Origin of the sequence: Actinomycetospora sp. NBRC 106375 (assembly GCF_030269665.1) — a bacterium.
Taxonomy (GTDB): Bacteria; Actinomycetota; Actinomycetes; order Mycobacteriales; family Pseudonocardiaceae; genus Actinomycetospora.
The window spans coordinates 60,657-72,993 of record NZ_BSTS01000004.1 but is presented as its reverse complement, the minus strand read 5'-3'; the positions used below and the strand labels follow the sequence as shown (position 1 = coordinate 72,993).

The following is a 12,337-nucleotide window of genomic DNA, read 5'->3' as shown; positions in this document are numbered from 1 at the left end:
GCCCCTACGAGCCCAGCGCCAGCACGTTGCAGACGTCGCCGCGCGGGCCGGTCCCGGTGAGGCCGCGCTGGGAGCGGATGCGCTCGGCGAGGTACTCGGCGTCGCGGCCGACGCCGGAGAAGCGCCCCGAGCCCCAGGTCCACAGCCACGGAAGGCCGAGGAAGTAGAGGCCGGGCGCGCTGGTGACGCCGCGGGCGTGGGTCGGGGCGCCGCGCCCGGTGAACACCGGGACCTCGACCCAGCGGAAGTCCTGCCGGAACCCGATGCACCAGACCACCGAGGTGATGCCCGTGTCGGCCAGGCGCAGCTCGGTGGTCTCCTCGCCGGGGGTCCACACGGGCGTGTAGCGCTCCTCGACGGGCGCGTCGACCTGCTCCCGGGCGATGTACTTGTCGATCGTGTCCTTGATCGACTCCGACACCTCGTCCGCGTGGTCGAGCCGCTCGGTGAGGTCCGGCTTGAACGACAGCACGCCGTCGCGGTGGTCCGTCATGAGGCCGTAGAGCGCCATCCCGTCCGCGGCGTGCTTGCGCAGGTCGATGTCGCGGCCGCCGTCGCGGCCCGTCACGTAGTGGTTGGCCTGGGCCCGCACGGCCTCGCGGCGCGGGTGCTCGGTGACGGGCATGTCGTAGTAGCCCATCTCGGCGAGCCAGTCGGTGACGTCCCGACCACGGTAGAAGCGCGCGACGCGGGGAGCGTCACCGACGACGAGGTGGACCTGGCGGCCCTCGAGGTGCAGGTCCTCGGCGATCTGGGCGCCGGACTGCCCCGACCCGACCACCAGCACCTCGCCCGGCGGCAGCTGCGCGCCGGACGTGTAGTCCTGCGACTGCACCTGCGTGATCCCGCCCGGCAGCGGCTCGGACATCGGCGGCGTGATCGGGGTGTGGTATCCGCCGGTCGCGACGACGACCTGGTCGGCGGTGAGGTCACCGGCGCTCGTCTGCAGGTGGTAGGTGCCGCGGTCGTCGCGCGTGAGCCGGGTGACCTCGACGCCCTCGACGATCGGCGGGTCGACGAACGCCCGGTACGCCTCGAGGTAGTCGACGATCTGGTCGCGGACCATGAACCCGTGCGGGTCGTCGCCGGCGTAGGGGAAGTCCGGCAGCTGGCACTGCCAGTTGGGCGTGACCAGGCAGAACGTGTCCCAGCGGTAGGTCTTCCACGAGTGCGCGACCTCGGAGCGCTCCAGCACGACGTGCTCGATGCCGCGCCGTCCCAGGCACCGGCTCATCGACAGCCCCGCCTGGCCGCCCCCCACGACGACGACCGGCCAGTGCCCGCCCGACAACTCCATGATCGCTCCCCGCTCCCTCGGCTGTGATCTCACGATGGGCGGGGTGCGTTGCGGGGTGATGGCCTCCGGACTACGCCGTTGTTGCCGCGTGTAACTCCTCGGGTCGCTGCGCCGCGCTGCCGGCCGGTCTCCCGGCGACCGGGAGCCGCGCTGCGCGCCCGGCTCGCCGCGGGTGAAGCTGGGGCCGTGCGGACCGAGATCGTCGTCGTGGGTGCCGGGCCGGCGGGGCTGGTGCTGGCTTGGTTGCTGCAGCGGGCCGGGATCGACACGGTCGTGGTCGAGCAGCAACCGGCGGCGGAGCTGGGGAAGCTGCCGAAGGCCGGGATCGTGGAGCACCGCACGGTCGAGCTGCTCACCGCCGAGGGGCTGGCGCCGGAGGTGCTCCCGTTCTCCGCCGTCAACCGGCGCTGCGAGTTCCGCACCGCCGAGGAGTCCGTGCTCGTCGACTACGCCGAGATCACCGGCGGGCGGCCGCACTGGGTCTTTCCCCAGCACGAGCTGGTGGCGCGCCTGGCCGCCTCGTACCGCGACGCGGGCGGCACGGTGCTCTTCGAGCGGCGGGTGACCGGGGTCGAGCAGGACGCCGACGGTGCGCGTGTCGTCACCGACCAGGAGGAGATCACCGGCGACGTCGTCGTCGGGTGCGACGGCGCCGGCAGCGCGGTCGCGCGATCGCTGGCGGGCCACGTGACACGGCACGAGCGGCAGCACCCGATGCGCATGCTGGTGATCAGCGCGGCGATGCCGCCCCTGGTCGACCACACGATCTACGCCGTCCACCCCCGCGGCTACGCGGCCCACATGCGCCGGCTGCCGGAGATCACGCGGCTCTACCTCGAGATCCCGCGCGACGAGTCGCCCGCCGACTGGCCGGCACCCCGGGTGCGTGGGGAGGTCGGGCGTCGGCTCGGCGTCGGCGACGCGCTCGGCGGCGTGGAGCTGCCGGAGGTCGACGTCATCGACCTGCGGGTGCGGGTCACGACGCCGATGCAGCACGGGCGCGTGTTCCTCGTCGGCGACGCGGCGCACCTCATCACGCAGGCGGGCGGCAAGGGGATGAACCTCGCGATCGCCGACGCGCTCGAGCTCGCCCACGGTCTCGTCGAGCGGCACGCGGGCGACCCGAGCCGGGTCGCGGACTACAGCGCGACCCGGCTGCCCGCCATCTGGCGCACGGAGGCGTTCTCGGACTGGTTCCTGCACATCATGTGCGCACCCCCGCGCGGCGACGGCGAGCGCGACGGTTTCGGTCTCGGCCTGCGCGAGGGCTGGGTGTCGTCGCTGCGGCGCGACCCCCTGCTGCGGCGCTGGTTCGCGCACGCCTACGCCGGCGTCGACCCCGACTGAGACGCACATCGTGGCGACGGAGCAACGGAGCGCGTCGGACCGAGGGACGCCCTGGCTGCGTCCCACGCAGTGAAGGCGCCCTTCGCTCCACCTGGCGCGCCCGACAATGCTGGACCGAGGGACGCCCTGGCTGCGTCCCATGCAGCGAAGGTGACCCTCGCTCCACCCCGCGGTAACCGCCGGCGCGCCGAGGGGGGATCAGGCGCCGTGCGTCGCGGCGGAGCGGTAGTCGGTGTAGGTGTACGGGTTGTCGAGGACCTTGGTCTCGGGGATGTCGGGGTTCATGCCCTGCTGCCACGCCTCCTCGCCGAGCTCGCCGCGCAGGTGCTCGACGGTCTGCTCGACGGCGCGGCGGGCGGCGGCGAGGTCGACGTCGACGAGGCGGTGGTCGCGCTTGACGACGCGGCCGCCGACCAGCACGGCCTCGACGTCGCCGCGCTGGGCCTGGAACACGACGTGGCCGTAGGGGTTGAGGACCGGGAACCCGACCGGCGAGTGCTCGTTGCGGATCAGCACCAGGTCGGCCTGCTTGCCCACCTCGATGCTGCCGAGGTCGGCCTCGCGGCCGAGGGCGCGGGCGCCGCCCATCGTGGCCATGTCGACGACGTGCTCGGCGCGCAGGGCGTGGTGGGTGACGGTCTCGCCCTTGGCGTGGGCCTCGAGGTGCTCGCGGGAGCGGTCGGCGGACAGCGTGGACCGCATGGCGGAGAACAGGTCGCCGCTCCACCACATCGAGGTGTCCATCGACAGCGACATCGGGATGGCGTGCGTGCGCAGCACCCAGGAGGGCGGGTAGCCCTGGCCCGCGCTCTGCTCGCTCTCGGTCGACACCGACACCGAGCCGCCGGTGGCCGCCATCCGGTGGTAGGAGTCGGCCGACAGCGTCGCGGCGTGGACGTAGATCGTCTCCGGGCCCATGAACCCGTGCTCGTGCATGAGGCGGATGCCGTCGTCGTTCGTCGCGCCCCACACGCCGGCGTGGGTGGTCACGGGCAGGCCGAGCTCGCGGGCGACCTCGAAGGCCGGCTTCTCCGGGAACGTCGGGTCGCCGGTGACGTCGAACGCGAGCTGGAAGCCGTCGACGTCGCCGCGGCGCTGCTCGAGGACGTCGCGGAACCCCCGGTCGGCGGTCCAGTTGGCGGGCGCGTCCTGGATGTTGCCGTAGGCCAGCACGAAGCGGCCGGGCACGGCGGCGAGGGCGTCGATCGCCGCGTTCGCGTGGTCGGGGGTCTGCAGGTTGTGGGACCAGTCGACGCAGGTGGTCACGCCCGCCTCGACCGCCTCGAGGGCCGCGAGCAGGTCGCCGGCGTGGATGTCCTCGGGCCGGAACTTCCGCCCGTGCTCGAGGTAGTTCCAGACGAAGTACTGGGTCAGCGTCCAGTCGGCGCCGTAGCCGCGCAGCGCGGTCTGCCACATGTGGCGGTGGGTGTCGATCATGCCGGGCATGACGACGCCGCCCGTGGCGTCGATCTCCTCGGTGCCCTCCGGGACCTCGAGGCCGACGCCGACGGCGGCGATCCGCCCGTCGACGACCAGGACGTCGTGACCCTCGAGCAGGGAATGGTCGCCGTCGACGGTGAGCACGGTGCCGCCGCGCAGGACGACGGGGCCCGGGGACTGGGTCATGGAGACGCTCCTCGTCCTCGAAGAGAAGTACGGACGACCGTCCGGCTGACGGTCACATGATGGCGGTCACTGTCGTGCAGCGGTGGTGTAGCTGTCAACGAAACCGTCGGTACCTCCAGGCTGACCGGGTGCGACCGGAACTGTCCGCCAGGCGGTCACGGCGGTTACGCTCCCGGCGATCCGGACGCCGTGGACGTCCGACGGGTGCAGGAGGGCGGTGGGCGGATGCCGCGCGACGGTGCGGGACCGGACTTCATCGAGTCCCTGGCCCGCGGCCTGGAGGTCATCGCGGCCTTCGGCGCCACCCGCCCCGAGATGACCCTCGCCGAGGTCGCTGCGGCGACCGGGCTCGCCCGCCCGACGGCGCGGCGCATCCTGCTCACGCTCACCGAGCTCGGCTACGTCCGCGCCGGCGAGCGGGGCTTCACGCTGACGCCGCGGGTGCTCGAGCTCGGCGTCGCGTACGTCGACGCGCTCGGGCTGTGGGAGGTCGCGCGCCCGCACCTCGAGCGGCTCGTGGCGCGCACGGGGGAGTCCTGCTCGGTCGCCCAGCTCGACGGGTCCGACATCGTCTACGTCGCCCGCGTGGCCGTCCCGAAGATCGTCGCGCTGACCGTGCAGATCGGGACGCGGTTCCCGGCGCTGCCCACCTCGCTCGGCAAGGTCCAGCTCGCGGCCCTGCCGCCGGACGAGCTCGAGCGCGTCCTCGCGGAACCGACGCGCTCCGGCCTGACCCCGCGCTGGCAGCCCTCCCGCGACGAGCGGGACGCCGCCCTGCGCGAGGTCCGCGCCCGCGGGTGGGCGCTCACCGACGAGCAGCTCGCGCCGGGCATCCGGTCGGTCGCCGCGCCGCTGCGCGACGGCGAGGGCCGGGTGATCGCCGGCGTGAACGTCAACTGCCACGCCGCCGAGACGTCCGTCGGCCACCTGCTCGAGCACCATCTGCCCCTGCTGCTCCAGGCGGCGGGGGACATCAGCGCCGACTTCGCGCAGCGGGCGACGCTGCCGAAGGTCACCGTGCCCGCCTCGTGACCCGGGTTGACACCCACGGCCACGGAGGGCTTCGATCGGATGACGGACAGTCGTCCGCATGACGGAACAGGAGAGTGCATGACCGAGGCCGGAGGCGGGCCGCTGACCGGGTTGCTGGTCGCCGACTTCTCGCGGGTCCTCGCGGGGCCGTACGCGACGATGCTGCTGGCGGACCTGGGCGCCGAGGTCGTGAAGGTCGAGTCACCGCAGGGCGACGAGACCCGCACGTGGATGCCGCCGACCCGCGACGAGACGTCCACCTACTACCTCGGGATCAACCGCGGGAAGCGCTCGATCGCGCTCGACCTGCGCGACGAGGCCGACGTCGCCGTCGCCAAGGAGCTCGCGCGCCGTGCCGACGTCCTCATCGAGAACCTCCGTCCGGGCGGGATGGCGAAGTACGGCCTCGACTACGCCTCGGTCGCCGCCGACAACCCCGGCCTCGTCTACGCCTCGATCTCCGGCTTCGGCTCGACCAAGGGCGCGCACGTGCCGGGCTACGACCTCATGGTCCAGGCCGTCTCCGGCCTGATGAGCCTCACCGGCGACGCCGACGGCCCGCCGTACCGCGCCGGCATCTCGATCTTCGACGTGATGGCGGGCAAGGACGCGCTGATCGGCATCCTCGCGGCGCTGCGCCACCGCGACGCGACCGGCCGGGGGCAGCACGTCGAGCTCTCCCTGCTCGCGTCGGCGATGTCGGGGATGGTCAACCAGAGCTCGGCCTACGCCGCGGCAGGCGTCGTCCCGACCCGGATGGGCAACGCCCACCCCAGCGTCGTGCCCTACGAGCCGCTGCCGACCGCGGACAACCCGATGGTCATCGCCGCCGCCAACGACGGGCTGTTCCGCAAGCTCGTCGGCGTCCTGGGCCTGCCCGAGCTCGCCGACGACCCGCGCTTCCTGCGCAACGCCGACCGCACCGAGCACCGCGAGGAGCTCAAGCCGATCCTCGTCGAGGCTCTGTCGGCCAAGGGCGCCGAGGAGTGGTTCGACCTCCTCGTCGCGGCCGGGGTGCCGTGCGGGCCGATCAACTCCGTCGCGGGCGGCTTCGCGATCGCCGAGCGCTTCGGGCTCGAGCCGGTGGTGGAGGTGGGCGAGGGCGACCGCGCGGTGCCGACGACGCGCCACCCGATCCGCTTCTCGGACACCCCGGTGACCTACGAGCTGCCGCCGCCCGAGCGCGACGAGCACGGCGCCGAGCTGCGGAAGTGGCTGGGGTCCGATGCCTGAGTACCCCACCGCGCTCGGCGCGTCGTCCAAGGACGCGATCACCCTGCTCGGGCACGACCTCGCGAACGACGTCATGGGCGAGGTCGGCTTCGGCGAGCTGGCGTTCTGGCTGGCCACCCAGCGCCGCCCGACGCCCGGCGAGACCCGCGTGTTCGAGGCGGTGCTCGCGGCACTGGCCGACCACGGCTACACGCCCACCGCGATCATCAGCCGCCTGGCCCACCTCTCCGCGCCCGACTCGGTGCAGGGCGCGCTCGCCGCGGGCCTGCTCGCGGGCGGGTCGCGGTTCCTCGGCGTCACCGAGGACTGCGGGCGGTTCCTGCACGACGTGCTGGAGGACGCCGGCGCGCTCCCGACCGACGACGCCGGCTGGGACGCGCTCGCGCTCGAGACCGTCCGGCGGCAGCGCGAGGCGAAGAAGTTCGTCCCGGGCCTGGGCCACCACGTGCACAAGGACGGCGACCCGCGCACGCCGCGGCTCATGGCGATCGCCGCCGAGGAGGGGATCACCGGCCCGCACCTGGCGCTCTTCGCCGCGATCGGGCGGGTTCACCCGGAGGTGCTCGGGAAGACGCTGCCGCTCAACGGCGCCGGGGTGTGCGGGGCGGCGCTGGCGGACCTCGGCCTCCCGCTGGAGCTGCTGCGGGCGTTCGCCCTGCTCGCCCGCACCGCCGGGCTCATCGGCCAGCTCGCCGAGGAGCTGCGCCACCCCGTCGCGAACGACATCTTCCTGTCGGTGGACCTCAACAACCGGCCGGTCGATCCTGATCCCTACGAGCCACCACCTGTCGGCCAGGACAGCCTCTAACAAGGAGGGCGCGATGGCGCACCCGGTCACCCCCACCGTCGTCACCGAGGACACGATCACCGACGTCGCGGCCGAACGGTGGTCAACGGCACACGACCCGCGGGTCGCCGAGCTGATGAGCGCGCTCGTCCGCCACCTGCACGCGTTCGCGCGCGAGACGCAGCTGACCGAGGCCGAGTGGATGGCGGCCATCCGCTGGCTCACCGACACCGGCCAGATCAGCGACGACAAGCGCGAGGAGTTCATCCTCGCCTCCGACGTGCTGGGGCTCTCCATGCTCGTCGTGCAGCAGAACCACCGCTTCGCCGAGGGCGCGACGCCCGCGACGGTGCTCGGCCCGTTCCACATCGAGGGCTCGCCGGAGCTGGGGTACGGCGCCGACATGTCCGAGGGCATCTCGGGCACGCCGCTCTACGTCCACGGCACGGTGCGCTCGCTCGACGGCGCGCCCGTGCCCGGCGCGGTGCTCGACGTGTGGCAGGCCGACGACGACGGCGCGTACGAGTCGCAGCTCCCGGTCGACGAGGCGCGCCTGCGGGCCAAGTACACCTCGCGCGAGGACGGCACGTACTGCGTGCGCACGATCGCGCCGCTCGGCTACGCGATCCCCATGGACGGGCCGGTCGGGCACCTCATCCACCAGACCGACATCAGCCACTACCGGCCCGCGCACGTGCACTTCCTGCTCAACGTGCCCGGCTACGAGCCGCTGATCACCCACCTGTTCCGGGAGGGTGCGCAGTACCTCGACAGCGACGTCGTGTTCGGCGTCAAGCGCGAGCTGGTGGTCACGTTCGTCGAGCGGGAACCGGGTCCGACACCCGACGGCGGACGCAGCGACGTGCCCTGGTGCGAGGCGCGGTACGACTTCGTGCTCCAGCCCGCATGACGGCCCCGCTCCTGCCGACCTCGCTCGTCGGCAGCTACGCCCAGCCCGACTGGCTCATCGACCGGGCCCGGCTCGCCGACCGGTTCCCGCCCCGGGTGCGCGCGAAGGAGCTGTGGCGCCCGGCGCCGGAGTTCCTCGAGCAGGCCCAGGACGACGCGACCGTGCTCGCGATCCGGGCGCAGGAGCGCGCCGGGCTCGACATCGTCACCGACGGCGAGATCCGGCGCGAGAGCTACTCGAACCACTTCGCGACGGCCCTGGGCGGCGTCGACGTCGACAACCCGGGGACCGCCCTCGACCGCAGCGGGCACCCCAACCCGGTCCCGCGGATCACCGGGCCGATCGAGCGCTCCGTGCCGATCCAGCTCGACGACCTGCACTTCCTGCGGTCGGCGACCGACCACACGATCAAGATGACCGTGCCGGGGCCGTTCACGATGTCCCAGCAGGCCCAGGACGACCACTACGGCGACCCGGGCGCGGCGGCGATGGCCTACGCCGCGGCGGTCAACGCCGAGGTACGCGACCTGTTCGCCGCCGGCGCCGACGTCGTGCAGATCGACGAGCCGTACATGCAGGCTCGCCCCGACGCCGCCCGCGCGTACGGGCTCGAGGCGCTGAACGCCGCGCTCGACGGCATCACGGGCACCACCGCGGTGCACATCTGCTTCGGCTACGCGGCGATCATCCACGAGCGGCCCGAGGGCTACTCGTTCCTGCCCGAGCTCGCCGGCAGCCCGGTCAAGCAGATCTCCATCGAGACCGCGCAGTCCGGCCTCGACCTCGGCGTGCTGAGCGACCTCACCGACAAGACGATCATCCTGGGCGTGCTCGACCTCTCGGATCCGGCCGTCGAGAGCCCGGGCGTCGTCGCGTCCCGGGCGCGGCGGGCCTTCGACGTCATCCCGCCCGAGAAGCTCGTCCTCGCGCCCGACTGCGGCCTGAAGTACCTGCCGCGGGAGTCGGCGTACGGGAAGATGCGGTCCCTCGCGGACGCGGCGAAGCGCCTGCGGGCCGAGATCCGCTCGGGTGGCGAGGGCGTCCCGACGCCGGCGTGAGGGCTTGCGAGGCGTCGGCTGGCGTTGAGCGGTTACTGGCTGGTATCCCTCGCTCAGTGAGGGATACCAGCCAGTAACCGCCGACCGTTTCCCGGCCCGCCCTGCCGATGGAGCCTGCGGCCGGGTCGCTGCGTCGAACCCGGTATGGAGCTCCTCGATCTCGTCCGCACGCAGGACGGCTTGATCCGCCACGACCAGGCCCGCGACCTCGGCATGTCACCCGCCGCCATCGACCGGCGGGTCGCGTCCGGGGAGTGGCTCGCCGTCCGTCCCCGCGTCTACCTCGCCGCCACGCACGTCCTGACCCCTCGCGCCACCCTGCGTGCCGCCGCGCTCTGGGCGGGCGACGCGGCCACCCTCATCGGCCACGCAGCAGCCGTCTGGTGGAACCTCACCGACCGCCCCGTGGAGACGATCGCGATCGCGGTGGGACCGGCCGGAGGGCACTGCCCGCCTCCCGGGGTCCGCACGGTGCGCCGGGCGATCGGTCTCTCCGGCCGGGTCAGGGTCGACGGCGTGTGGGTCGCGCACCGCGCCGCCGCCGCGCTCGAGGCGGCGACGTCGCTCGGGCTGGTCGAAGGCGCCCGTCTGCTCGACCGGGCCCTCCAGCAGGACCGCGTGGCGGTGGAGTCGCTGCGCCAGGCGCTCGAGGAGATGGGGCAGCGACACGGCGTCGTGCTCGCGCGCCGGCTGGTCGCGCTCGCCGAGGGTGAGGCACGGTCGGAGGCGGAGCGCGATGCCGCCCGCCGCCTCACGCGGGCTCGCGTCACCGGGTGGACGGCGAACCTCCCGGTGGTCCTCCCGGGCTTCGGTCGCGTCGTCCTCGACATCGCGTTCCCGCAGCACCGCGTCGCGATCGAGATCGACGGCTGGGCCTTCCACCGCGACGTCGACCGCTTCCGGCGCGACGGGCTGCGCCAGAACGAGGTCGTCATCGGGGGTTGGCGGGTGATCCGCGTGTCCTGGTACGACCTCCAGGAGACGCCCGGCTACCTGGTCGACGTGGTGCGCCGCATGCTCGCCGCCGACGCCGTCACCGCCGCGTGAGCCCGCGACCGGCGACGATCCCGGCCTACTGGCTGGTATCCCTCACCAGGCGAGGGATACCAGCCAGTAGACCCGTCACGCCGCCGTCATCGCGTCGCCGAGGTCCCGCACGGTCCTGCTGGAGCGGTCGGCGGCGAGGACGTGCCCGCCCGCGATGACGAGCGCGATGGGCCACTCGAGGACGCCGAGCGCGGCGAGGCCGGCGATGCCGCCGACGTAGGCCAGCTCGGGCTTCGAGATCTCGATGGTGCCGAGCCACGGGATCGGCAGCGTGACGCCGTCCGGCCCGCTCTGCCGCACACGCTCCGGGTCCGGCGATGGCTCGGTGGGCGGGAGGGCGGGCACCGTCGTCGTCGCGGTCATCTCCGAGCGTGCCCGTTCCGACGTCGCTCGACCCGTGCACCGTGCCCCCGCCCGGGGTTCGTGTAGAAGTGCTACTGGCTGGTATCCCTCACCTGGCGAGGGACACCAGCCAGTAATCCGGTCCACGCCGCGGTAGCCCGGCTCCTGGCCGAGGGCGACCCGCTGCCGCGCGAGCTCGACGCGCGGTCGCTCACGTGGCGCGGCGAGCCGCCGAAGCGCTAGTCGCCGGCGGTCGCCGAACGCTCGTGGACGGTGGCCCGGTCGCGGGGCTTGTGCGTCTCGTGCAGCAGGTACGCGCAGACGGCCGTGATCACGCCCATGACCAGCAGGTACGCCGAGACCGACGCCGAGGTGCCCGTCGCCTCGTACAGGGAGGCGGCGATGAGCGGGGCGAGCCCGCCGCCGAGGACCGCGCCGATCTGGTAGCCCAGCGACGCGCCCGAGTAGCGCACCTCGGCGCTGAACAGCTCCGCGAACAGTGCCGCCTGCGGCCCGTACATCGCCGAGTTCGCGATCCCGCCGATGAGCAGTCCGAGGAAGATCAGGAACGTCGAGCGCGTGTCGATCAGCCAGAACACCGGGAACGCGGCGAGCACCGTGCCGATCGCGCCGGCGAGGTAGACCGGGCGCCGGCCGATGCGGTCGGAGAGCAGTGCGAACAGCGGGATGAGCGCGAGGTTCACCGCGCTCGAACCGAGGATGCCGACGAGCATCGTCGTCTCGGGCAGCTTGAGCACCTTCGTGCCGTACGAGAGCGCGTAGACGATGAAGACGTAGAAGCCGCCGTTGACCGCGATGAACGAGCCCGCGGCGAGGAGCACCTGCTTCGGGTGCGAGCGCAGCACCTCGATGATCGGCGAGCGCTTCTTCCCGGCGTCCTGCGCCTGGATCTCCTTGAAGGCGGGCGTGTCCTCCAGGCGCAGCTGCGCGTAGAGGGCGACGCCGATGAGCAGCACGGACAGCAGGAACGGCACCCGCCAGCCCCAGGACTCGAAGGCCTCCTCGCCCAGGCCCGCCTCGAGGGCGAGGAACAGACCGTTGGAGACGATCACCGCGATGGGCACGCCGAGCTGCGGGAAGCTGCCGTAGTACCCGCGCCGGTCCGGCGGGGCGTACTCGGTGGCGATGAGCACCGCGCCGCCCCACTGCCCGCCGACGGCGAGGCCCTGCAGGATGCGCAGCACGAACAGCAGGATCGGCGCCGCGACGCCGATCGTCGCGTAGCTCGGCAGCAGGCCCACGAGCGTCGTCGACGCACCCATGAGGAACAGCGCCGACACCAGCGCCTTCTTGCGCCCGATCCGGTCGCCGAAGTGGCCCCAGATGATGCCGCCCACCGGGCGGGCGATGAACCCGACGGCGAACGAGCTGAACGCCGCGAGCGTGCCGATGAACGGGTCGACGCTCGGGAAGAAGGCGGTGTTGAGGACCAGCGCCGCGGCGGTCCCGTAGATGAAGAAGTCGTACCACTCGATGGTCGAGCCGAGCAGGCTCACCAGCGAGGTCCTGCGCACGGCGCTCCTGTCGACCGGCGCGCCTGCTCCCGTGGCCGTCATGACCCGGAAGCTTCGTCGTGCGGTCCCCCGATCTCCTATGGGCGCCGAGCACAAGATGTGACATGGACCGCACAGCGCGTG

General features: G+C 73.0%; 11 protein-coding genes. 7 read left to right on the top strand and 4 right to left on the bottom strand.

Annotated features, from left to right (window positions below):
* Positions 1-4: 4 nt before the first annotated feature.
* Positions 5-1,297 (bottom strand): MSMEG_0569 family flavin-dependent oxidoreductase, encoded by a 1,293-nt coding sequence (locus QSK03_RS08145; protein WP_285650262.1) that lies wholly within the window; start codon positions 1,295-1,297, stop codon positions 5-7.
* Positions 1,298-1,483: 186 nt separating this feature from the next.
* On the opposite strand from QSK03_RS08145, the gene QSK03_RS08140 reads away from it, so the two are divergent.
* The gene (locus tag QSK03_RS08140; protein ID WP_285650260.1) at positions 1,484-2,644 is read left to right on the top strand and encodes an FAD-dependent monooxygenase; all 1,161 of its coding nucleotides are present in this window, start codon (positions 1,484-1,486) and stop codon (positions 2,642-2,644) included.
* 198 nt (positions 2,645-2,842) lie between these two features.
* On the opposite strand, the gene QSK03_RS08135 is transcribed toward QSK03_RS08140, so the two are convergent.
* Positions 2,843-4,270: an amidohydrolase family protein gene (locus QSK03_RS08135; protein WP_285650257.1), complete on the bottom strand. Its 1,428-nt coding sequence runs from the start codon at positions 4,268-4,270 to the stop codon at positions 2,843-2,845.
* 225 nt (positions 4,271-4,495) lie between these two features.
* On the opposite strand from QSK03_RS08135, the gene QSK03_RS08130 reads away from it, so the two are divergent.
* The 6 genes from QSK03_RS08130 (at position 4,496) to QSK03_RS08105 (ending at position 10,337) form a co-directional block, all read left to right on the top strand.
* On the top strand, positions 4,496-5,302 hold the full coding sequence (locus tag QSK03_RS08130) for an IclR family transcriptional regulator domain-containing protein (protein ID WP_285650254.1): 807 nt from the start codon (positions 4,496-4,498) through the stop codon (positions 5,300-5,302).
* A gap of 78 nt (positions 5,303-5,380) precedes the next feature.
* Positions 5,381-6,535: a CaiB/BaiF CoA transferase family protein gene (locus QSK03_RS08125; protein WP_285650251.1), complete on the top strand. Its 1,155-nt coding sequence runs from the start codon at positions 5,381-5,383 to the stop codon at positions 6,533-6,535.
* Positions 6,528-7,343, top strand: coding sequence for a citryl-CoA lyase (locus QSK03_RS08120; RefSeq protein ID WP_285650249.1), 816 nt, complete (start codon positions 6,528-6,530; stop codon positions 7,341-7,343). Before QSK03_RS08125 ends, QSK03_RS08120 begins: the two co-directional genes overlap by 8 nt.
* A 13-nt stretch (positions 7,344-7,356) precedes the next feature.
* On the top strand, positions 7,357-8,232 hold the full coding sequence (locus tag QSK03_RS08115; RefSeq protein WP_285650245.1) for a dioxygenase family protein: 876 nt from the start codon (positions 7,357-7,359) through the stop codon (positions 8,230-8,232).
* Positions 8,229-9,290, top strand: a complete 1,062-nt coding sequence (locus QSK03_RS08110; protein WP_285650244.1) for a 5-methyltetrahydropteroyltriglutamate--homocysteine methyltransferase — start codon at positions 8,229-8,231, stop codon at positions 9,288-9,290. Before QSK03_RS08115 ends, QSK03_RS08110 begins: the two co-directional genes overlap by 4 nt.
* 144 nt (positions 9,291-9,434) lie before the next feature.
* Positions 9,435-10,337, top strand: coding sequence for a type IV toxin-antitoxin system AbiEi family antitoxin domain-containing protein (locus QSK03_RS08105; protein ID WP_285650242.1), 903 nt, complete (start codon positions 9,435-9,437; stop codon positions 10,335-10,337).
* A 75-nt stretch (positions 10,338-10,412) separates the two neighbouring features.
* Here the strand turns inward: QSK03_RS08105 and QSK03_RS08100 are convergent, their stop codons facing one another.
* Positions 10,413-10,700, bottom strand: coding sequence for a hypothetical protein (locus tag QSK03_RS08100; protein ID WP_285650239.1), 288 nt, complete (start codon positions 10,698-10,700; stop codon positions 10,413-10,415).
* A gap of 218 nt (positions 10,701-10,918) precedes the next feature.
* Positions 10,919-12,214: an MFS transporter gene (locus QSK03_RS08095; RefSeq protein ID WP_285650238.1), complete on the bottom strand. Its 1,296-nt coding sequence runs from the start codon at positions 12,212-12,214 to the stop codon at positions 10,919-10,921.
* Positions 12,215-12,337: the final 123 nt, after the last annotated feature.

Excerpts from the sequence above, each read along its gene's own strand:
- QSK03_RS08130 (WP_285650254.1), top strand. The coding sequence starts at position 4,496 with ATGCCGCGCGACGGTGCGGGACCGGACTTCATCGAGTCCCTGGCCCGC.
- QSK03_RS08100 (WP_285650239.1), bottom strand. The coding sequence starts at position 10,700 with ATGACCGCGACGACGACGGTGCCCGCCCTCCCGCCCACCGAGCCATCG.
- QSK03_RS08145 (WP_285650262.1), bottom strand. The coding sequence starts at position 1,297 with ATGGAGTTGTCGGGCGGGCACTGGCCGGTCGTCGTCGTGGGGGGCGGC.
- QSK03_RS08135 (WP_285650257.1), bottom strand. The coding sequence starts at position 4,270 with ATGACCCAGTCCCCGGGCCCCGTCGTCCTGCGCGGCGGCACCGTGCTC.
- QSK03_RS08120 (WP_285650249.1), top strand. The coding sequence starts at position 6,528 with ATGCCTGAGTACCCCACCGCGCTCGGCGCGTCGTCCAAGGACGCGATC.
- QSK03_RS08110 (WP_285650244.1), top strand. The coding sequence starts at position 8,229 with ATGACGGCCCCGCTCCTGCCGACCTCGCTCGTCGGCAGCTACGCCCAG.
- QSK03_RS08125 (WP_285650251.1), top strand. The coding sequence starts at position 5,381 with ATGACCGAGGCCGGAGGCGGGCCGCTGACCGGGTTGCTGGTCGCCGAC.
- QSK03_RS08105 (WP_285650242.1), top strand. The coding sequence starts at position 9,435 with ATGGAGCTCCTCGATCTCGTCCGCACGCAGGACGGCTTGATCCGCCAC.
- QSK03_RS08115 (WP_285650245.1), top strand. The coding sequence starts at position 7,357 with ATGGCGCACCCGGTCACCCCCACCGTCGTCACCGAGGACACGATCACC.